The sequence below is a fragment of the Blastococcus capsensis genome (assembly GCF_030165005.1).
Classification (GTDB): Bacteria; Actinomycetota; Actinomycetes; order Mycobacteriales; family Geodermatophilaceae; genus Blastococcus; species Blastococcus capsensis.
On sequence record NZ_JASNNW010000003.1, the window covers coordinates 25,746 to 45,009 of the forward strand.

The following is a 19,264-nucleotide window of genomic DNA, read 5'->3' on the forward strand; positions in this document are numbered from 1 at the left end:
GAGCGCTGACCGGCCGTTTCGTCGACAAACCGTAATGAGCCGGGAGACGGTGTCCGGGGGTACCGGACTGCGGTGGAACTCCTCCTGGTCTTCGCGGTGCTGCTGTTCGTCGGTGTCCTGTTCTCCGGCCTGGCGCACCGGACCGTGCTGTCCACCGCCGTGCTGTTCCTGCTGGCCGGGTTCGTGCTGGGGGACGGCGTGACCGGCGTGCTCGACCTGCAGCCGGAGGACGAGATCGTCGTGGGGCTGGCCGAGCTCGCGCTGTTCTCGGTGCTCTACACCGACGGCATGCGGGTCGGCTTCTCCCATCTCCGGACGGCCTGGCGGCTGCCCGGCCGGGCGCTCGTGCTGGGCATGCCGCTCACCTTCGGGATCACCGCGCTCCTCGCGCACTACGTCGCCGGCCTGCCGTGGATCCAGGCCATGCTCGTCGGGGCCGTGCTGGCGCCCACCGACCCGGTCTTCGCCTCGGCCATCGTCGGCCGCGAGGAGGTGCCCGGGCGGCTGCGGTCGCTGCTCAACGTGGAGAGCGGGGTCAACGACGGGCTGGCGCTGCCGGTCGTCCTCGTCCTGCTCTCCGTGCTCGCCCGGGACGACGTCTCCTACGGGGCGCTGGCCACCGAGCTGGCGGTGGGCGTCGGCATCGGCTTCGCCGTCCCGGCGCTGGCGATCCTGCTGATCCGCAGCCGGTTCACCTCGGCCACTCCGCTCTACGCGTCCCTCGGCGGGCTGTCGATCGGGCTGATGGTGCTCGGCCTGGCGAACCTCACCCACGGGAACCTCTTCCTGGCAGCGTTCAGCGCGGGTGTCACCATCGCCACCTTCGCGCCGAAGGTGGAGAAGTCGTTCGCCGAGTTCGGCGAGCTGGTCACCGAGTTGCTGAAGCTCGCCGCGATCCTCGTGTTCGGCGCGCTCATCTCGCCGGCGTTCCTCGGCGAGATCCCGCTGACCGGCTACGTGTTCGCCGTGCTGGCGCTGCTCCTCGCCCGTCCGCTGGCGAGCGCGGTGTCGCTGTTCCGCAGCGGCCTGCCGACCGCCGAGAAGGCGGTCGCGGCCTGGTTCGGGCCCAAGGGGTTCGCCTCGGTGGTCTACGGGCTGCTGATCCTCGAGGCCGGGGCGCCCGGGGCGGATGCCATGTTCCACCTGATCGCGCTGGTCATCGTCGCCTCGATCCTCGCCCACTCCTCGACCGACGTGCCCATCGCGCACGCCTTCGCACGGGCCGAGGCGCGAGCGGGACGCGAGGTACCCGACCAGCCGGTCGACGTGGCACCGGAGGGCGTGGGCATGCCGGGACCCAGGCGCACGGAAGCCGGCGGGAGGTGAGCCGGACCGGCGATCAGGAGCTGGCCAAGGGCGTCGGGCGGGCGCTCGCGGGAGCGCTGCTGTTCGCCCTGCCGCTGCTGATGACGATGGAGTTCTGGCGGCTCGCACACACCGTGGAGCGGTACCGCCTGGCGCTCCTGGTCGTGGTGACCGTGCTCCTGGTGCTCGGGCTGAACCGTTCCTTCGGATCGGGCCCCGACGGGGTCGGCGTGGGCGGGTACCTGGCCGACGCGGGGGTCGCGCTCCTGGCCGCCGCGGTGGCCGCGACGGTGGTCCTCGGGACGCTGGGGGTCATCGATCCGCTGCGGGACTGGCGCGCGGCCCTGTCGGTGATCGCGATGGAGACGCTGCCGGCGGCCATCGGTGCCTCGTACGCGCGCAGCCAGCTGGGCCAGGGCAGCAGACGGCCTGCTGGCACGGGGTACGGCCACGAGGTGTTCCTGATGACCGCCGGAGCCGTCGTCTTCGCGGCGAACATCGCACCGACCGAGGAGGTGGTGCTGCTGGCCGCCGACGCCGGCCCGGTCCGCGTCGTGCTGCTCGTCGTCCTCAGCCTCGTGCTGATGCACGGCTTCGTGTACGCCGTGGGGTTCGGTGGGCAGGAGAAGGCCACGAGCGGGTTGGTGCGGTCGTTCCTGACCTTGACCGTGGTGGGGTACGCCGCCGCCTTCGCCGTCTCGGCCTACATCCTGTGGACCTTCGGCCGGTTCGACGGCACCGGCCTCACCATGGCCGTGAGCCAGACCGTCGTGCTCGCCCTTCCCGGCAGCATCGGCGCCGCGGCAGCACGGCTCATCCTGTGACGGAGGACGACGTGGACGACGACGAGGACCGCAGCGGGGGGAAGGAGCGGACGACGGGCGGCGAGTACGCCCTCGGCGCGCTCGGCGGACTGCTCGTCGTGCTGCTGCTGGGCTTCCTGACCTACCAGGCCGTGGCGGTGCGGGAGTCCGGCGCGGAGCTGTCGGTGACCGTCACCTCGGTGGAGCCCAGCGGGGACGGCTACGCGGTGCACTTCCGGGTCGTGAACACCGGCGGGCGGACGGCGGAGCAGGTGCAGGTCTCCGGCACGCTGTCGCAGAACGGCAGCGAGGTGGAGCAGTCGACCGCCACCGTCGCCTACGTGCCGCCGGAGAGCTGGCGGGTCGGGGCGCTGCTGTTCTCCGAGGACCCGGGGACGGGGCGGCTGCAGGTGGGGCCGTCGGGGTACACCGCGCCGTGAGACGGGCGGCCGACAGCCGGGCTGGTCGTGACGATGCCCCCGGTGGACGGCGGGGTGGGTCCGACCGGAGGATCGGTGCCGTGCCCGACCAGCCCCGCGCCGTGCCGCGCATCCCTGCCGGACGGAGCCGGTCGCGGTGAAGCTCTCCGACGTCGCCGATGAGCTGTACGGCCTGCCACCCGACGAGTTCATCGGTGCCCGTGAGGCCCGGCGAAAGGAGGCACGCGCCGATGGCGACCGCGACCTGGCCCGCGCCGTCGGGAAGCTGCGCAAGCCGTCCACCGCCGCGTGGGTGGTGAACACGGTCACCCGGCGGGAAGCGACCGAGATGGCCCAGCTGGTGGATCTCGGCGCGGCGCTGCGCGAGGCGCAGGAGACCCTCGAGGGCGACGAGCTCAAGGATCTTGCCCAGCAACGCCACCGGGTCGTGGCGGCCTTGACCCGCCAGGCGCGGTCGCTGGCGCAGGAGCTGGGCCGTCCGGTCAGCGACTCCGTCGCCGAGCAGGTCCAGGACACGCTGCGCGCCGCCATCGCCGACGAGGACGCCGGGCAGGCGGTGCTCTCGGGCCACCTCCTGACCGCCCTGTCGCACAGCGGCATGGCGCACGTCGAGGTCGAGGGCGCGGTCGCCGACGTCGGGTCCCGGGAGCGGAAGCCGGCTGCGGCCCGGAACGGTGCCTCGCGCAGTGCCCGCTCCTCGGCCGACCCGCGGCGCCGGCGGGCGCGGGAGGAGGCGCTCGAGAAGGCCCGTGCCGATCTGGTGGAGGCCGAGGCGGCCGCGGCCGAGGCGGACGACGAGGCGGCGGCTGACCGGGAGCGGGTCGAGCAGGTCGGCGCTCGCCGGGACGACGCCAGGGCGCGGATCGACGATCTGGAGCAGCAGCTCCGGCGCGCGGAGAAGGAGGCCGGTGCTCTCGGCGAGGAGTTCCGGACGGCGCAGCGGCGCCGGGACGTCAGCGAGCGCCGGTCGGGGCGTGCCCGCACCGTGCACGACCGGGCGCGGGCGCGCGTCGAGCGGCTGTCGGCCGAGGTGAGCAGGGGATGCGGGGAGGACTGAGCCGACGGACGCCGCGTCCGACCGGAGTGACGTGGGCGGTCGCCGGGTAGGGCGGTCCGCAGTCGCTCGGTGAGGAGGCGCTGTCGTGGCACGAGCCATCTGGACGGGGGCCCTGACGTTCGGGCTGGTGAACGTACCGGTCGGGCTGTACTCGGCGACCCAGGACAAGTCGGTCCACTTCAACCAGTTCGAGCGCGGCACGTCCTCCCGCATCCGGTACAAGCGGATCAACGAGGACACCGGTGAGGAGGTGGACTACGACGACATCGTCAAGGGCGAGGAGGTCGGCGACGGGCGGTACGTGATCGTCGCGCCGGAGGAGCTCGAGGAGATCGAGCCCGGGCGATCACGGGTCATCGACATCTCCGACTTCGTGGACGTGGCCCAGATCGACCCCGTCTACTACGGGAAGACCTACTACCTGGCGCCGCAGGACGAGGGGGCGCAGCGCGCGTACGCGCTGCTGCTGCAGGCGATGGAGCGAGCCGAACGGGTGGGCATCGCCACGTTCGTGATGCGGTCCAAGCAGTACCTGGCCGCCGTACGGCCCCAGGGGGACGTGCTGACGCTGGAGACCATGTTCTTCGCCGACGAGGTGCGCGACCCGGTGGAGGAGATCGAGCAGCTGCCGGTCCGGCACTCGTTCAAGTCCCGCGACCTGGACATGGCCGTCTCCCTGATCGACTCGATGAGCACCGACTGGGACCCCACCAACTACCGCGACACCTACCGCGACCGGGTCAACGAGCTGATCGAGGCCAAGCGTCGCGGGGAGGAAGTGGTCACCGAGGGGGCACCGGAGACGGCCGGGAACGTCGTGGACCTGATGGAGGCCCTGCGCGCCAGCGTGGAGGCTGCCGGCAAGCACCGCCCGGGCAACCGCGGGCCCGACCGGAAACTGGCGACCCGGAAGGCCGATGGCGGACCGACGGCCGGCGGATCGGACGAGGAACTGCAGGACATGTCGAAGCAGGAGCTGTACGACCTGGCGCAGGAGCTGGATGTCTCCGGTCGGTCGAAGATGACCCGGGACGAGCTCCTCGACGCGGTGGCGACGGCCCGGTCGGCGGGGAGGGGCAAGGCGTCCTGACCCGGCTCGGACGCCGGGTGCGGGCCGTGGCGCCGGGGTGTGACGACCACGGCCCGACCGGGTCCTGCGGTCAGGCGTCCTCGCGGTCCGGGCTCTCCAGCCGGAAGAAGGTGCTCTGGTTCCCGTCCTTGCGCTCCTCCTGGTAGAGGAAGTTCAGCGTGCGGGCGTCGAAGGTGTCGAACCACTCGTCCCAGCTGACGTGACGCAGGTTCCCGGAGTCCCCGCCGAAGTCGAAGCGCAGCACACCCAGGTGGTCGCCGTGCTCGGTGCCCTCCACCGTGGCCGGGACGCCGCCGCGGTCCTCGGCCCAGCGGCGGATGACCTCGTGGCTGGTCGTGGCGAGGCTGCGTCCGGCGCGCTCGGGGTCCTCGTCCAGCGAGGTGATCTCCTGGGAGTACTTGAGGGACTTCGACGTCTGCTCGCCGGTGCGCAGGTGCCCGTCGTCGGGGCCGCGGTCGCCCGGGGCCCCGGCCCCGCCGTCGCCCTTACCGCCGTCGCCCTTACCGCCGTCGCCCTTACCGCCGTCGCCCTTACCGCCGTCGCCACGGTTCTCCTTGTACGCCTGGGAGACCGCGTCGACGAGTTCTTCCTTCTTCATCGACGACGTGCCTTCCACGCCGCTGTCCCTGGCCTTCTCCCGGAGCTCGTCGACCTTCATCTCGCGCAGCTCGGTCTCGCTCAGGCCGGGGGTGCCCGGTGTCTCGTTCGTCATGCGTCAGTCCTCCTCCGGGGTCGGTGCAGGCGATCGATCTCCGCCGTACCCGTCACCCGGCGTCGCACGCGCACCGGCATGTCGAGTTGTCGCCGTGTCGACCGGCGTCGACACGGCGACAACTGGACAGCGGGCGCTACCGCTGGTCGAGGTAGGCCGCCCCGGTCTGCCGCAGCCGGTCGTGCAGGCCGTCGGCGACGACGACCCCCTCGCGGCCCAGGTACTTCTTGGCCAGCTTGGCGACCATCGTGTAGTTCGTGTCCACGACGTTGCCCGTGGGCGCCAGCCCGGCCTGGCTGACCAGCTGGTAGGCATCGAGGGTGTCCCAGCCGGTGAGCGCGGCGGCCCAGGTGACCAGGTCGTGCTGGCTGACCCGGTAGGCGTCCTCGAGCGGTCGCGTCGAGCCGGTGGACATGAGGAAGTCGTCGGTCTCCAGCCGCGGCCACGGCGTGGCGCTGCCCTTGATCAGGTCGACGACGACGACGGTGCGCATGGCCGCCTCGACGGCGGTGCCGCAGACCTCGCCCTCACCCTGCCGGCAGTGCCCGTCGCCGATGCCGAGCTGGCCGCCCTCGACGTTGACGCCGAAGTACGCCGTCGTGCCGGCCCGCAGCTCGGGGGTGTCCATGTTCCCGCCGTGCGCGCCCGGCGTGATGCTGGCGAACACCTCACCGCCGGCCGGGGCGACGCCGACGGTCCCGTGCATAGGGTCCAGCGGCAGCTCCACCTCCGGGCCGCCGTGACGCGGCCGGAACAGGCAGGTGCCCCGCTCGCGGTCGATCTCGTAGACCCACACGACCTCTTCCAGGGGGTCGTGCAGCATCGCCGTGCTGTGCGTGGCGGTGAGCGCCCCGAAGTGCGGGAAGGTCGTGGAGACCGCCCAGTCGCGCACCGGCGCGATCTCCACGAAGTGCACCGCCAGGGTGTCGCCGGGCTCGGCGCCCTCCACGTGGATCGGCCCGGTGACCGGGTTGAGCTGCGAGAAGTCGCAGACCTGGCTGGGCAGGTCACCGGTGCCGGTCACCCGGCCGCCGAAGCAGTCCTCGGTGGTGAGCTCGACGACGGTGCCCGGGCGCACCCGCAGCAACGGCTCGGCGGCGCCGCCGAAGACGTAGCGGTACTGGTCGGGGGTGGGCTGCACCGAGACCACCTCGAGCGATGCGGTCACAGCTTCTCCTCCGTCCGCAACTCCGGCCGCCGGCCGGTGGCCAGCAGGAAGGTCAGCAGGACCAGGCCGACGGCGAACCACACGAAACCGAGCTCCTGTGCGGCCACCTGGGCGTTGTAGACCACGTAGGCCAGGATCGCGAACCCGACGACGGGGACGACCAGGTGCAGCCACCAGTTCCGGCTGCGCAGCCGGCCGATGTAGTGGACGACCACCGACACGTGCAGCAGCAGGAAGGCCGACAGCGCGCCGAAGTTCACCAGCGTGGACAGCAGGGTGATGCCGTCGTCGCGGGTGCTCATGTAGTAGCCGAGCGCCAGGGAGATCGCCGCGACGAGGAACGTCGCGTTGACCGGCACCCGTCGCACCGGGTGCACCGTGGCGAGGAACCCGGGCAGCTGGCGGTCGCGGGCCATGGCGAACAGCAGCCGCGAGGTGGCGGCCTGGGCGACCAGCGAGTTGGCGAAACCCCAGGCGATGGCGGTGGCGACGGCGGTCAGCGTGGCCAGCCATTCGCCGCCGGCGACACCGGCGGCGTCGTAGAACGCGGTACCGGCGGCGTCACCCTCGGTGATCAGCGTGTCCGGCTCGGGCACCAGCAGTGCCGCGACCCAGGTCTGGACGATGAACAGCGTCCCGGCGAGCACGAGCGCGGCGATCATCGACTTGCCGAGGGAGCGGACCGAGTCGCGGTTCTCCTCGGCGAGGGTGGAGATGGCGTCGAAGCCCAGGAAGCTGAGCACCGCGATGGAGACCGCGCCGAAGACGAGTTCGAGGGAGAACGTGTCGCTGTTGTAGATGGGGGAGAGGTCCCAGCCGCCGCCCTCGCCACCGGCCAGTGCGGCGATGCCGACCACCAGGAAGATCGCGAGCACGATCAGTTCGGCGACCAGCACGACCTTGGTCACCCGTGCGGTGAACTCGATGCCGAAGTAGTTGACCACGGTGTTCAGCAGGACGAAGCCGACGATCCAGGCCCATACGGGGATCCCCGGGAGGATCGACGTCATGGCGAACCCGGAGATCAGGTACAGCAGCCCGGGGATCAGCAGGTAATCCAGCAGGACCATCCAGCCGGCGAGAAAGCCCACCGGGCGGGCGATGCCGCGCCCCGCGTAGGTGTAGACCGAGCCGGCCATCGGGAAGGCCCGCGACATCTGCGAGTACGAGGCGGCGGTGAAGGCCATGGCCAGCATGCCGATGGCGTAGGCCAGGGCGACCATCCCGCCGGAGGCCTGGAAGACGCCGCCGAAGATGCCGAACGGCGCGATCGGGACCATGAAGACCAGGCCGTAGACCAGCAGGTCGCCGAAGCCGAGCGTCCGCTTCAGCTCCTGCTTGTAGCCGAAGGACTCGACGCCGGATGCGACTGTGGCGGGGGTCGCGCCTCCGTCGCCGGGCGGGCCGGCGGGGGCGCCGGTGGTGGTGCGGGGCTGGCTCATCGCGGGTTCACTCCGTCTCTTCTCCCGGTTCCGTGCCGGGGCGCGAGCAGAGTAGGACGCATTCCTTCCAAGTGGAAGTACCGTCTCAGGCCGTGAGACGGCCGGGGATCTCCCGCAGGGCCAGCCCGTCGGCCCGGGCCAGCCGGGCCGTGGGCCGGCAGCGGCCCGACCGGTCGAGGCGGGGAGGGGAGAGCGCGAGGCGGACACCGTCGTACACGCCGCGGGCGTAGGCGCACACCACCGGCGCCGACGGACCCGAGCGACGGGCGGAGCGCTCCTGCAGGGCCAGCTGCACCTCGTCCGGGCCGTCCCCGGCGGCGGCGAACGAGGGCATGCAGGCGTACAGCTCGCCCGTGCCGTCGCCGCCCACCGCATACAGGCCGTTCTCCTCCAGCGCGCCCGACAGCCGCACGACCCGCCGGTCCATCCCGGCCCGGGCGAACTCCCGGTTGAAGGTGACCAGGTCGCGCCCCACCATGCTCAGCAGCACGCCGTCGGTCCGCGTGCGCCGCACCAGGTCCAGCAGCGGGCCGGTGTCGTTCGGCCCGAAGGGCACCAGGGCCTCCCCGACCACGTCGGCACCGGCGTCGGCGAGCACCTGACGGGCGGCCCGGTGGACGGCGCGGGGCCACACGTAGTCGGTGCCGAGCAGCACCCACCGCCGCGCGCCGCGGTGGCGCACCAGCCAGGTGAGCGCGGCGGCGTGCTGGTCCACCGGTGAGACACCTGTTCGCAGCACTCCTGGCCGTCGCCGGCCGCCCTCGTGCGGCGGGGTGTACACGTACCGGGCTCCGGCGGGCAGCGCGGCCTCGAGTGCCCGGTGCACGTCGCTGGTGTGGAAGCCGACGAGGACCTCGAAGACGCCCGCCTCGATCAGCGACGCCACCTCGGCCGCCACGACGGCGGGCGCGCGACCGGAGTCGACGGCGACCAGCTGCACCTCCCGGCCGCACACCCCGCCGGCCGCGTTGGCCTCCTCGGTGGCCAGACCGGCGAGGTCGAGGGCCGACGGGGCGGTGAGCGCCAGGGGCCCCGACAGCGGAACGGCGAGCCCCACCCGGAGCACGTCGGACCGCGGACCGGTGAGCAGGACGTCCCACGGGTCCAGCGGACGGGGAGAGCCGGACACGGGGAGAAGTATGGTGCCCCCATGTTTCCGGGCGGCGGCGGAGCCGGGGCGCGCGACGGGCGCGTCGCCGACGACCTCGTCGAGCTGCTCACGGTCACCCATCGCCGGGTCGCCGGGGGCGTCGCCGCGGCACTGGCCGAGGACGGCGCCACGCTCGACGGCTACCGGCTGCTGCGGGCACTGGCCGGAGACGGCCGGACCATGGGTGAGCTCGTCGCCGCCCTCGGTCTCCCGGCCCCCACGCTCACCCGGCTGGTCGATGCCGCCGTCGACCGGGCGCTGGCCTACCGGCTGCCGCACCCGGACGACGGCCGCAAGGTCGTCGTCCACCTGTCCGACCCCGGACGGGACCGGCTGCGCCGTCAGGAGGCGCTGGTGCGGGCGCACGAGTCGGCGCTGGCCGCCTCCCTCGGGCCCGAGCGGGTCGCCGCCCTGACCCGCGCGCTCGAAGACCTCCCCACCGACCGGTGACCGGCGAGCCCGGCATGCCCTGGCCCCGGCCGGTCCCGGTGATCGGCGACCGCACGCACGCGGCGCAGCGCGCGGCCGACCCGGCAGGCTGGGCGTTCGACGCCGGCAGCGTCGCGGCACTGCACGCCGTCGTCGACGCGCGCCGCGACATCCGCCGCTACCGCCCCGACCCGGTGCCGCCGGACCTCCTGCGGACGGTCCTCGGCGCCGGCCACCGTGCGCCGTCGGTCGGGCACTCGCAGCCGTGGCGCTTCGTCGTCGTCACCGAGCAGGCGACCCGGGACCGGGCGGCGGTGCTCGCCGATCGCGAGCGGCTCCGGCAGGCCGAGCTGCTCACCCCCGACCGGCGGGCCCGGCTGCTCGACCTGCAGCTCGAGGGCATCCGGGAGGCGCCGGTCGGCGTCGTCGTCGCCTGCGACCGGCGGGCGCACGCCACCGGGGTGCTCGGCCGGGCCACCTTTCCCGACGCCGACCTGTGGAGCTGCGCCTGCGCCATCCAGAACATCTGGCTGGCCGCCCGCGCCGCGGGGCTCGGCCTGGGCTGGGTCACGTTGTTCCAGCCGGCCGACCTCGCGGAGCTGCTGCACCTGCCCGAGGGCGTGCAGACCCTCGGCTGGCTGTGCCTGGGCTGGCCCGACGAGCGCCCGCCCGAGCCGGGTCTGGTGCGGCACGGCTGGTCCAGCCGGCTCTCGCTCGACGATGTGGTGCTCGCCGAGCGCTGGCCGGCCGAGGGCAGCCCGCAGGCACCGGTCTCGCACCTCGCCGGCCCGCGGCCCGAGGCCGTGGTCGCCGCGCGGGACAGCGGCGATGACCTGCTGGCCGTGCCGGGCTCGCTCGGTGTGCTCGACCGGGCCGTCGACCGCGTGCTCGCCCTCCCGGGCACGGAGCCGGGCACCGGCACCCTGGTCGTGGTGGCCGGTGAGCACCCGGTGGCCGCCGCGCACCAGGTGTCGGCCTATCCGGCGTCGGTCACCGCCGACGTGCTCGCCGCCACCCGGGCCGGGGAGTCGCTGGGTGCGGCGACGGCGCGGCAGGCCGGGCTCCGGGTGCACGGGCACGCCGCCGTTCCCTCCGGCGCCCAGGGCGACCTGGTCGGTGCCGACGCGCTGACCCGCACGGCAGCCGCGGAGCTGGTCGCCGAGGGCCGGGAGCTGGGCGGGCAGCTGGCCGCGCACGGTCTCGTCTGCCTCGGCGAGGTCGGCATCGGCAACACCACGGTGGCCGCCGCGCTGGCCGGTGCGCTGCTGGGCCTGGCACCCGACGACGCGGTGGGGCTCGGCGCGGGCGCCGACGCGGGGATGCTGGCACGCAAGCGCGCCGTCGTGGCGGCGGCGCTCGAGCGGGCGCGGACCGAGCACGGCCCCGCGCTGGCCGAGCCGCTCCCCGCGCTCGCGGCACTGGGCGGCCCCGAGTTCGCCGTCCTGGCCGGGATCACCCTCGGCGCGGCCGCGGCCGGTGTCCCGGTGGTGCTCGACGGCCTCGTCACCTCCGTCTCCGCCCTCGTCGCCGTGCGGCTGGAGCCGGCGGCCCAGAGCGCGCTGGTCGCGGGTCAGCGCAGCCGCGAACGGGCGCACGCCCGGGTGCTCACCGAGCTGGGCCTGGAGCCGCTGCTCGACCTGCGGCTCCGCGCGGGGGAGGGCGTCGGCGCGGTGCTCGCCGCGCAGCTGCTGCTCACCGCGCTCCGCGCCCGGCGCACCGCCGGGCGGGTCTCGTGATCGGCCGGCCGCGCCGGACGCTGGTGCTCGGCGGCGCGCGGTCCGGCAAGTCCCGGCACGCCGAGCAGCTGCTCGCCCGGGTGCGGCAGGCCGACTACGTGGCCTGCGGGCTGCCGGCCGACGGCAGCGATCCCGAGTGGGCCGACCGGGTGGCCCTGCACCGTGATCGGCGCCCGGCGTCCTGGCGGACGGTCGAGACCGTCGACCTGGTGACGGTGCTGGGCGAACCGGGCCCGCCGGTCCTCGTCGACTGCCTCTCCACCTGGCTGGCCCGCGTGATGGACGACTGCGGGGTGTGGACCGATGCCGCGGGCGCCGATGCCCGGCTGGGCGCAGCCGTCGATGCGCTGGTCACGGCGTGGGAGGGCACCCGCCGGCGGGTGGTCGCGGTGAGCAACGAGGTCGGCTCCGGCGTCGTACCCGCCACCGCGTCGGGCCGCCGGTACCGCGACGAACTCGGCATCCTGAACGCGCGGATCGCGACGGCGTCCCAGCGGGTGTGGCTGCTCACCGCCGGGCTGCCGCAGCGGCTGCGGTGACCGGGCCCGCAGCCACGGGCAGCGGCGGACTCCTCGCGGCGCTCGGGATGTTCACCGTGCTGCCCGTGCCTGCGAGCGCCCGCGTGCCCGGCCCCGGGGTGCTGCGGTGGCTGCCGCTGGTCGGCGCCCTGCTCGGCGTACTGGCGTCCGTGCCGGCGCTCGCGGTGTGGCGGGGCGGGGAGCGCGGCACGCCGCTGCTGGCCGCTGCGCTGGTGATCGGGACGCTGGCGCTGCTCACCCGGGGCCTGCACCTGGACGGCGCGGCCGACCTCGCCGACGGCCTGGGCAGCGGCCGGCCCGCCGAGCAGGCGCTGGCGATCATGCGCCGTCCCGAGGTGGGCGCCTTCGCGGTGGTCGCCCTCGTGGGCACCCTGCTCGTGCAGGTCGCCGCGCTGTCGGCCGTCCTGGCCGCCGGCACGGCGGCCGAGGGGGTGCTGGCCGTGGTGCTGACGACGGTCTCCGGCCGGGTGGCCGTGCTGCACGCCGCGGCCCGGCCGGCCGCCGCCGGCTCGTCCCTCGGGGTGCTGGTCGCCGGTGCGGGCTCGCCCACCGTGCGCGCGACGGCGACGGCCGTCGCGCTCGCCGGGGCCGCCGCGGCCGGGCTGGCCGTCGACGGGGCACGGGGTGGGCTGTGGTGGGCGGCCGGAGTCCTCCTCGCCCTGGGTGCCGCGGCGCTCGTGACCCGGCATGCCGCCCACCGTCTCGGTGGCGTGAACGGCGACGTCTTCGGTGCGGTGGTGGAGACGGGGACGACCGTCGCCCTGGTGGTGCTGGCGGCCTCGGACGCCTGGGCCTGACCGGGGCGCGCTGCCGGACGGGAGGGTGACAGAGCGCGCGGATGCCAGGATCGCCCGGTGGCGACCTACCGGGTGACGGTGACCTACACGATCGACGTGGTGGACGACGAGGCGCTCCTGCGAGCCGGTGCGGCCGCCTGGGCGGCGTCGGCCGGGGGGTGGGCGGTCCGGGTGGACGACGACGGTGGTGGCGCGGAGGCCACGGCCGAGGAGGCCGCGGTGGTGGCGCCCGGGCCGGAGCCGAGCGTCGCCTTCGTCCTGGGGCGCTCGGCGTATCCCGTCGTCCCCGGTGTGCGGTTCACGGGCATGTCCGTCGGCGTCGAGCCCGAAGCGGGCGAGTAGCTCCGCGGAGGGTGGCACCGCCCCGCGAATGCGGCGCCCGATCAGTCGGCCGGGAAGAGGGCGCGCAGGCCGAACCGGGTCGGGCGGACGAACGGCCGCCAGCCAGCGGCCGGCTGCGCCAGCCGGTCCGCGACGATCCAGAGAACGGCCGGGTCCACGCCCATGCCGAGGTGGCTGGCGTGCACGGCGACGTTCTCACTCGTCCGCCCCTCCTCCTGGAGACAGCCGCGCCAGTCGACGACGCCGTCCCAGCGCGAGTAGACCGAGGTGCTCGGCACGGACAGAGCCGGGGCCGGCCGCACCTGCTCGACCGCCCGCAGCCGGCGGTACTCCCGGTACACGCCCGCCCCCGACGGGCGGCGCGGCCGGGGAGCGACCGCGGCGAACGGGGACCCCAGCGAGACGACCTGCCGGACCAGCCGGGGGCTGCGCTCGGCCAGCCGCCGGGCGAAGATCCCGCCCAGGCTCTGGCCCACGATGCTCACCGGGGTGCCGTGCTCGTCGACCAGCCGCTCCACGAGCGTGCGCACCCCTTCCACCACCTCCGGCCGGGAGCCGTGGTTGCGCCCGAGGTCCCAGCCCACCGTCGGATAGCCGAGGCGCCCCAGCCACCGGCGCAGCGTGCGGGTGGAGACGTCCGAGGCCAGCCAGCCGGGCAGCACGACGACCGGGTGCGGCTCCCCGCGAGGTGCCAGGCGCAGCAGCGGCAGGCCGGCGGCGAGGGCGCCGACGCTCACCAGCGCGCGGGCCGGCTCGGTGAGGGCCAGCAGGGTGTCGGCGCGTTCGCCGCGGGCCGGGGCGGGACGGGTGGTCACCCGGTTTCCGATGCCCGGAGAGCCGGCGGATCAGTCGCCGGGTGGGAGGACCCGGGGGACGAACACCTCGTCGATGGGGCGCGGCCCGACGTACTGGCGGCAGGTGCAGGGCACCCAGCTGTGCCCCGACCAGCGGCCGCGCTTGTCGTAGGTGTCGCGGCGCAGCTCCGCGTAGCAGGTGTTGCTCTCCGTGTCGTGCTGGCTCAGCGTGTGCCCGCACCCGCACAGCGGGGTGACCGGTGGGGGAGCGGCTGCCGGCCGGCCACGGCCCAGCCGCCCGGCCAGGAAGCCGGCCCCGAGCAGGGCCGCGCCCACGGCCAGGCTGATCGGATCCATCGTCGTGCACCTCCCGCGCGAGGCCTCCGACGGTAGCGCGCCGGCGCTGTCCCCCGGAGGAGTGGCCGGCGCATCCCCGACTGCGGAGCGTGGCCGCGCCGAGGTGGTGATGCACAGCACGTTTCCCCCGATCGGGGGGATTGGCGGTCGTGTCTCCGGGGCACGTTGACCTCCGTGGACACGTACGCGGTGGGGTTCGCCCGTCCCGATCGATGGTCGGGTGGGTCGCGCAACGAGCAGAGCTACCCCTGGCACGCCGTGGAGGCCCACCGCCCGCCGGCCGAGCTCGACGGCGAGGTGGAGCTGGCGGTCTGCGGCGCCATCGTCCAGGTGTGGGGCACGCAGAAGTGGCAGCGGGTCGGCATCGGCCGCACCGGATGCCCGGAGTGTGCCCGCATCACCGCCGTCGGCCGGCGGCTGTCCACCGCCAGCTGACCGCTCCGCCCCTCCCCGGATCCCGCCCCGACGCGACCCGGGGTTGTGTTCTGCCGGTCAGCCCTTCTCCGGCTTGCGGCCGCTGATCGCCGACAGCCCGGTGATCGCCCGGCCGACGATCAGCGCCTGCACCGAATCGGTGCCCTCGAAGGTGAACACCGCTTCCATGTCCGCGTGGTGCCGGGCGACGTGGTGGTCGATGAGGATGCCGTCGCCGCCGAGGATGTCCCGGGCGTCGGCCACGATCGCCCGGGCCTTGGCCGCATGGTTCATCTTCGCCAGCGACGCCATGGCGGCGGTCATCTTCCCCGCGTCGGCCAGCTTGGACAGCCGCCAGCACATCAACTGCATCGAGGTGATCTCGGCGAGCATCCGGGCGAGCTTGTCCTGCACCAGCTGGAACCCGGCGATCGGCTGGCCGAACTGCTCGCGCTGGAGGGCGTGGGCGAGCGCGAGCTCGTAGGAGGCCGTCGCCAGCCCGAGCGCCCGCCACGCGACGGTGTACCGGGTGCGGTCGAGCACCTGGGACACGTCCTTGAACGAGTGGCAGTTGGCCAGCTTGTTCTCCGCCGGCACCCGGACGTCGGTCAGCGTGATCTCGGCCTGCCACACCGCCCGCAGCGCCGTCTTCCCGGTCATGACGACCGCCTCGAAGCCGGGCGTGCCCTTCTCCACGACGTACCCGCCGACGGCGCCGTCCTCGCCGCGGGCCCAGACGATCACGTAGTCGGCGATCGAGCCGTTGCCGATCCACTTCTTCTGCCCGTCGAGGACGTAGGCGTCGCCGTCGCGGCGGGCCGAGGTCTCCAGCCCGACGGCGTCCGAGCCGTGCCGGGGCTCGGTCAGGCCGAAGGCACCGATCTTCTCCAGCCGCGCCATCTCCGGCAGCCAGCGTTCGCGCTGCTCCTCGTCGCCGAGCAGCGCGATCGACTGCATGGCCAGGAAGCTGTGCACCCCGTTGAAGGTGCCGATGCTCCCGTCGGCGCGGGCCAGCTCGGCGGCCACCAGACCGGCGGCGACGTTGCTCATGCCCGGGCAGCCGTACCCCTCGATGATTCCCCCGACGACGCCGATCTCGGCCAGCCGGGGCACCAGCTCGAAGGGGAAGTCCGCCCGTTCCCAGTAGTCGTTGATCCGCGGGAGGACCTCCTGCTCACCGAAGGTGCGGACCCGGTCCCGGATCGCGATCTCCTCGGGCTCGAGCAGGTCCTCGAAGGCGTAGAAGTCAGGGGTGTCGGCGGTCACAGCACCGAACGTACGGCGAACCCGGGCAGCCCGCCCGTCGCGCACGGAACGGGAAAACACACCGTCGCGGCAGCCCACCTTCGGACGGCTCGCGGTAGCTTGCCTCGTCCGGACGCCGTCGCCAGGAGATCCGTTGCCGTTCCTCCTCCACCGCTTCACGCGGTTCGTCCGGGCGCGCCTGACCGGCTGGCGGCTGCCGCTGGCGGTGGCGCTGTTCGTCTTCCTGAGCAGCTGGCTGGCGATGGCCCTCGTGGAACCGGCCGGCACCGACATCGCCGCCCCGGGAACCTACTGGTGGTACTTCCTGGTCACCGCCGCGACCGTCGGCTACGGGGACGTCTTCCCGTCCTCGCTCGGCGGCCGCATCGTCGGCGCGTACGTGATCGTGGGTGGCATCGTCACCTTGACCCTGCTGTTCACCCGGCTCTCCGAGGCACTGCAGTCGGTCCGGAGCCGGCGTCTGAGAGGTGTGGTCCCCCTGGAGCTGTCCGACCACCTGGTGCTGCTGGGCTACCGGCCCGGGCGCACCGAGCGGATCCTCACCGAGCTGACCGCCGAGGGGCGCACCCAGGTCGTCCTCTGCGCCTGGGACGACGTCCCGGAGAATCCCGTGCCCGACCGCGCGGCGGTGCACTTCGTCCGTGGCGACCTCACCCGCGAGGACGTGATGTCCCGGGCCTGCGTGGCCGCTGCCCGCACCGTCGTCATAGACGGACGGGACGACAACGAGACGCTGGCGATCGCGGTGGCCGTCGTCCACGCCAACCGGCGGGCGCACGTGGTCGCCGCCGTCCGTGATCTCGACCGCGCGGAGAACCTCCGCTACGTCGACAACACGATCCAGGTCGTGCAGTGGCACATGCCGTTCCTCCTCACCGAGGAGGCGACCGACCCCGGGATCGCGCAGGTCTACACCGACCTCATGCGCAGCGGCGGGAACGGCAACACCTACTCGCTGACGGTACCGCCCGGGTTCCCGTACGCGACCTTCGGTGACTGCCAGACCCACTTCGGTCGGGAATTCCGGGCGACGGCGCTCGCCCTGCGCGGTGCGGACGGGCCGGTGCTCAACCCGCCGTGGGACACGCCGGTGCCGGTCGGGGCGACCCTGTACTACGTCGCCGAGGCCCGCATCCCCGTCCGGCAGTTCACCGGCGGGCGCTGACCCGTCTAGGAGGGGTGGCCCTCGACGTCGCTCTCGTCGCCCTGCGGCGCCTCGCGCGGCTCGCTCTGCGCCTCCAGGTCCGCCGCCACATCGGCGCTCTCCTGCTCGAGGGCGATGTCACGGGGCTGCGGCGTCTCCGGCGTCGTCATGGCCCCACCCTGCCGCAACCGGCCCTACTGCGCCCGGTCATCGCGACCGACGGTCAGCCGCGCAGCTCCCGGTTGAGGATCTTGCCGGTGACGGTCTCGGGCAGCTCGTCGACGTCCCGAGGGTCTGGTCGCCCGCGGCTGAGCCGCCCGTACGGATGTGAGCGACGAGTGCGACGAACTCGTGGCCATCAGCGGGGTGATGACCACGAGTCCGTCGCACTCGCCGGGCTCCTTCAGCTCTGGCGGGTGGTCCGGACCGCCGTGGTGGCGAGCACGACCGCTGGTGCACCATTCGGTCCACCCGATCACCGTCACCGCACCGCCCGACCCGCCCAGGGGGATTCCATGACGAGCAGCGTGCCCGGCAATCCGGAGTCCGTCTTCACCTACGGCGCCCCGCAGCTGAAGTTCGGCAGTGGCGCGTCGGACGAGATCGGCTACGACCTCAGCCGGTACGGCGTGCGGCGGGTGCTGGTGATCACCGACCCGGGTGTCGCGGCCACCGGCCATCCGCAGCGGGTCGCCGAGCAGATGCAGCGGTTCGGCATCGAGGCGCGCGTCTTCGACGGCGTGCACGTCGAGCCGACCGACGTCAGCCTGATCGCCGCCATCGACGAGGCGCGGGCGTCGGGCCCGTGGGACGCGTTCGTCGCGGTCGGCGGCGGCTCGGCCATCGACACCGCGAAGGCGATCAACCTGCTCACCACCAACCCCGGCGAGCTGATGGACTACGTCAACGTGCCGGTGGGGAAGGGGCAGGCGCCGACGGAGCAGCTCAAGCCGCTGGTCGCCGTGCCGACGACGACCGGCACCGGCTCGGAGAGCACCACGATCTGCGTGATGGACGTGCTGTCGCTGAAGGTGAAGACCGGGATCAGCCACGCGCGGCTGCGCCCCACCCTGGCCGTCATCGACCCCGACCTCACCCGCAGCCAGCCGGCCGGGGTGACCGCGGCGTCGGGCATGGACATCCTCTGCCACGCCCTGGAGAGCTACACCGCCCGCTGGTACGCCAGCTACGAGCGCAAAGCGGCCGGGAACCGGGTGCCCTACTGCGGCTCCAACCCGATCTCGGACATGTGGTCGGAGAAGGCCATGACGCTGCTGGCCGGCTCCTTCCGCACGGCCGTCCGCAACGGGGACGACGTGCAGGCCCGCTCCGACATGGCGCTCGCCGCGACGTTCGCCGGCATGGGCTTCGGCAACGCCGGTGTGCACATCCCCCACGCCAACGCCTATCCGATCGCCGGGCAGGTCAAGAACTTCCACCCCGACGACTACCCGGGCGACGAGCCGATGGTGCCGCACGGCATGTCGGTGGCCCTGACCGCGCCGGAGGCCTTCCGGTTCACCTTCGATGCCTCGCCCGAGCGGCACGTGCGCGCGGCTGAGCTGCTGGCCCCGGGCGCCGACCGGCCGGACGACCTCGCCGAGTTCCTGCCCACGGTCCTGGCCGATCTCATGCGCGACATCGGCATCCCCAACGGTGTGGGCGCCGTCGGCTTCGGCGAGGGCGACGTTCCCGAACTCGTGGACGGTGCCATGAAGCAGCAGCGACTGCTGGCCACCTGCCCCCGGGACGTCACCGCGGACGACCTCGCCGGCATCTTCCGCCGGTCGATGTCCCTGTGGTGACGCCGGCTCAGCGAGGGGTGAGGACCGTCTTCGTCACCTGACCGGTGGCGACGAGCACCCCGTCGACGGTGGCCTCGGCCCGCATGAACGCCACCGCCCGGCCCCGCCGCAGGACTGTCGCGGAGAGCTCCACGGTCGCGCCGGCGGCGACCGGCCGCAGCAGCGAGGCGGCGACGTCGTGGGTCACGGCGTGCTCTCCGTCGCCGAGCGAGGGCAGCAGGGCGAGGAACGAGGCGACGTCGAGCAGCGCGTAGACGATGCCGCCGTGCAGCATCCCCGCCGGGTTCTGCGCGGCCTCGCCGACCGGGAAGCGGATCCCCGCCGACGGGTCCCGCGCGTCGCGCAGCTCGACGCCGAGGAACCGGTGCAGCGGGATGTCGAGGACGGCCTGCACGCGGGCGTCGGACGAGGCTTCACCAGGCACCGGCCCAGCATTCCTCAACAGGTCCAGCCGGTCTCCACAGGTGCTCCGGA

Annotated in this window: 22 protein-coding genes; 13 read left to right on the plus strand and 9 right to left on the minus strand. The window is 73.8% G+C overall.

All coding sequences use genetic code 11. The features are described from left to right. Positions 1 to 72 precede the first annotated feature (72 nt). From QOZ86_RS04610 to ku, 5 genes are all read left to right on the plus strand, one after another. Positions 73 to 1,326 (plus strand): cation:proton antiporter, encoded by a 1,254-nt coding sequence (locus QOZ86_RS04610; RefSeq protein ID WP_284490784.1) that lies wholly within the window; start codon positions 73 to 75, stop codon positions 1,324 to 1,326. Next, positions 1,323 to 2,129: a TIGR02587 family membrane protein gene (locus tag QOZ86_RS04615; protein WP_284490785.1), complete on the plus strand. Its 807-nt coding sequence runs from the start codon at positions 1,323 to 1,325 to the stop codon at positions 2,127 to 2,129. Before QOZ86_RS04610 ends, QOZ86_RS04615 begins: the two co-directional genes overlap by 4 nt. 11 nt (positions 2,130 to 2,140) lie before the next feature. Beyond that, positions 2,141 to 2,548 carry a hypothetical protein gene (locus tag QOZ86_RS04620; RefSeq protein ID WP_284490786.1) on the plus strand — a complete coding sequence of 136 codons (408 nt, stop codon included), beginning with the start codon at positions 2,141 to 2,143 and terminating at the stop codon, positions 2,546 to 2,548. A gap of 136 nt (positions 2,549 to 2,684) precedes the next feature. Next, positions 2,685 to 3,605, plus strand: coding sequence for a hypothetical protein (locus tag QOZ86_RS04625; protein ID WP_284490787.1), 921 nt, complete (start codon positions 2,685 to 2,687; stop codon positions 3,603 to 3,605). Positions 3,606 to 3,690: 85 nt separating this feature from the next. Next, the gene (gene ku, locus QOZ86_RS04630; RefSeq protein WP_284490788.1) at positions 3,691 to 4,695 is read left to right on the plus strand and encodes a non-homologous end joining protein Ku; all 1,005 of its coding nucleotides are present in this window, start codon (positions 3,691 to 3,693) and stop codon (positions 4,693 to 4,695) included. Positions 4,696 to 4,765: 70 nt separating this feature from the next. On the opposite strand, the gene QOZ86_RS04635 is transcribed toward ku, so the two are convergent. From QOZ86_RS04635 to QOZ86_RS04650, 4 genes are all read right to left on the minus strand, one after another. Continuing rightward, complete coding sequence (locus QOZ86_RS04635) at positions 4,766 to 5,407, minus strand: Rho termination factor N-terminal domain-containing protein (RefSeq protein ID WP_284490789.1); 642 nt, start codon at positions 5,405 to 5,407, stop codon at positions 4,766 to 4,768. A gap of 136 nt (positions 5,408 to 5,543) precedes the next feature. Next, positions 5,544 to 6,575 (minus strand): acetamidase/formamidase family protein, encoded by a 1,032-nt coding sequence (locus tag QOZ86_RS04640; protein ID WP_284490790.1) that lies wholly within the window; start codon positions 6,573 to 6,575, stop codon positions 5,544 to 5,546. Then, on the minus strand, positions 6,572 to 8,017 hold the full coding sequence (locus QOZ86_RS04645) for an APC family permease (RefSeq protein WP_284490791.1): 1,446 nt from the start codon (positions 8,015 to 8,017) through the stop codon (positions 6,572 to 6,574). Before QOZ86_RS04645 ends, QOZ86_RS04640 begins: the two co-directional genes overlap by 4 nt. Before the next feature lie 85 nt (positions 8,018 to 8,102). After that, positions 8,103 to 9,146 carry an ABC transporter substrate-binding protein gene (locus tag QOZ86_RS04650; RefSeq protein WP_284490792.1) on the minus strand — a complete coding sequence of 348 codons (1,044 nt, stop codon included), beginning with the start codon at positions 9,144 to 9,146 and terminating at the stop codon, positions 8,103 to 8,105. Between the two features lie 21 nt (positions 9,147 to 9,167). Between QOZ86_RS04650 and QOZ86_RS04655 the strand changes: the two genes are divergently transcribed. From QOZ86_RS04655 to QOZ86_RS04675, 5 genes are read left to right on the plus strand one after another with little or no spacing between them, the layout of a single operon-like run. Then, positions 9,168 to 9,617, plus strand: a complete 450-nt coding sequence (locus QOZ86_RS04655; RefSeq protein ID WP_284490793.1) for a MarR family winged helix-turn-helix transcriptional regulator — start codon at positions 9,168 to 9,170, stop codon at positions 9,615 to 9,617. Continuing rightward, entirely contained in the window at positions 9,614 to 11,332 is a 1,719-nt protein-coding gene (gene bluB / locus QOZ86_RS04660) for a 5,6-dimethylbenzimidazole synthase (protein WP_284490794.1), read from the plus strand. Before QOZ86_RS04655 ends, bluB begins: the two co-directional genes overlap by 4 nt. Further along, positions 11,329 to 11,871 carry a bifunctional adenosylcobinamide kinase/adenosylcobinamide-phosphate guanylyltransferase gene (locus QOZ86_RS04665; protein WP_284490795.1) on the plus strand — a complete coding sequence of 181 codons (543 nt, stop codon included), beginning with the start codon at positions 11,329 to 11,331 and terminating at the stop codon, positions 11,869 to 11,871. Before bluB ends, QOZ86_RS04665 begins: the two co-directional genes overlap by 4 nt. Then, positions 11,868 to 12,668 (plus strand): adenosylcobinamide-GDP ribazoletransferase, encoded by an 801-nt coding sequence (locus QOZ86_RS04670; RefSeq protein ID WP_284490796.1) that lies wholly within the window; start codon positions 11,868 to 11,870, stop codon positions 12,666 to 12,668. Before QOZ86_RS04665 ends, QOZ86_RS04670 begins: the two co-directional genes overlap by 4 nt. Before the next feature lie 57 nt (positions 12,669 to 12,725). Beyond that, entirely contained in the window at positions 12,726 to 13,010 is a 285-nt protein-coding gene (locus QOZ86_RS04675; protein ID WP_284490797.1) for a hypothetical protein, read from the plus strand. A 41-nt stretch (positions 13,011 to 13,051) separates the two neighbouring features. Here the strand turns inward: QOZ86_RS04675 and QOZ86_RS04680 are convergent, their stop codons facing one another. Together QOZ86_RS04680 and QOZ86_RS04685 are read right to left on the minus strand one after the other, a co-directional pair. After that, the gene (locus tag QOZ86_RS04680) at positions 13,052 to 13,825 is read right to left on the minus strand and encodes an esterase/lipase family protein (protein ID WP_284490798.1); all 774 of its coding nucleotides are present in this window, start codon (positions 13,823 to 13,825) and stop codon (positions 13,052 to 13,054) included. Between the two features lie 30 nt (positions 13,826 to 13,855). Next, complete coding sequence (locus tag QOZ86_RS04685) at positions 13,856 to 14,161, minus strand: hypothetical protein (protein WP_284490799.1); 306 nt, start codon at positions 14,159 to 14,161, stop codon at positions 13,856 to 13,858. A 174-nt stretch (positions 14,162 to 14,335) separates the two neighbouring features. Here QOZ86_RS04685 and QOZ86_RS04690 point away from each other — a divergent pair, with 174 nt between their 5' ends. Beyond that, positions 14,336 to 14,596 (plus strand): hypothetical protein, encoded by a 261-nt coding sequence (locus QOZ86_RS04690; RefSeq protein WP_284490800.1) that lies wholly within the window; start codon positions 14,336 to 14,338, stop codon positions 14,594 to 14,596. A gap of 57 nt (positions 14,597 to 14,653) precedes the next feature. On the opposite strand, the gene QOZ86_RS04695 is transcribed toward QOZ86_RS04690, so the two are convergent. After that, complete coding sequence (locus QOZ86_RS04695; protein WP_284490801.1) at positions 14,654 to 15,841, minus strand: acyl-CoA dehydrogenase family protein; 1,188 nt, start codon at positions 15,839 to 15,841, stop codon at positions 14,654 to 14,656. 133 nt (positions 15,842 to 15,974) lie between these two features. Between QOZ86_RS04695 and QOZ86_RS04700 the strand changes: the two genes are divergently transcribed. After that, the gene (locus QOZ86_RS04700) at positions 15,975 to 17,006 is read left to right on the plus strand and encodes an ion channel (protein ID WP_284490802.1); all 1,032 of its coding nucleotides are present in this window, start codon (positions 15,975 to 15,977) and stop codon (positions 17,004 to 17,006) included. A 5-nt stretch (positions 17,007 to 17,011) separates the two neighbouring features. Here the strand turns inward: QOZ86_RS04700 and QOZ86_RS04705 are convergent, their stop codons facing one another. Beyond that, positions 17,012 to 17,155 (minus strand): hypothetical protein, encoded by a 144-nt coding sequence (locus tag QOZ86_RS04705; RefSeq protein ID WP_284490803.1) that lies wholly within the window; start codon positions 17,153 to 17,155, stop codon positions 17,012 to 17,014. 345 nt (positions 17,156 to 17,500) lie between these two features. On the opposite strand from QOZ86_RS04705, the gene QOZ86_RS04710 reads away from it, so the two are divergent. After that, positions 17,501 to 18,790 carry a hydroxyacid-oxoacid transhydrogenase gene (locus tag QOZ86_RS04710; RefSeq protein ID WP_284490804.1) on the plus strand — a complete coding sequence of 430 codons (1,290 nt, stop codon included), beginning with the start codon at positions 17,501 to 17,503 and terminating at the stop codon, positions 18,788 to 18,790. Between the two features lie 7 nt (positions 18,791 to 18,797). Here QOZ86_RS04710 and QOZ86_RS04715 read toward each other — a convergent pair whose 3' ends face one another. Continuing rightward, positions 18,798 to 19,214, minus strand: coding sequence for a PaaI family thioesterase (locus tag QOZ86_RS04715; RefSeq protein WP_284490805.1), 417 nt, complete (start codon positions 19,212 to 19,214; stop codon positions 18,798 to 18,800). Between the last annotated feature and the right edge of the window lie 50 nt (positions 19,215 to 19,264).

Bases quoted from the DNA above. Each gene is read 5' to 3' on its own strand.
- QOZ86_RS04685 (WP_284490799.1), bottom strand. From the start codon at position 14,161: ATGGATCCGATCAGCCTGGCCGTGGGCGCGGCCCTGCTCGGGGCCGGC.
- QOZ86_RS04710 (WP_284490804.1), top strand. From the start codon at position 17,501: ATGACGAGCAGCGTGCCCGGCAATCCGGAGTCCGTCTTCACCTACGGC.
- QOZ86_RS04635 (WP_284490789.1), bottom strand. From the start codon at position 5,407: ATGACGAACGAGACACCGGGCACCCCCGGCCTGAGCGAGACCGAGCTG.
- QOZ86_RS04645 (WP_284490791.1), bottom strand. From the start codon at position 8,017: ATGAGCCAGCCCCGCACCACCACCGGCGCCCCCGCCGGCCCGCCCGGC.
- QOZ86_RS04655 (WP_284490793.1), top strand. From the start codon at position 9,168: ATGTTTCCGGGCGGCGGCGGAGCCGGGGCGCGCGACGGGCGCGTCGCC.
- QOZ86_RS04705 (WP_284490803.1), bottom strand. From the start codon at position 17,155: ATGACGACGCCGGAGACGCCGCAGCCCCGTGACATCGCCCTCGAGCAG.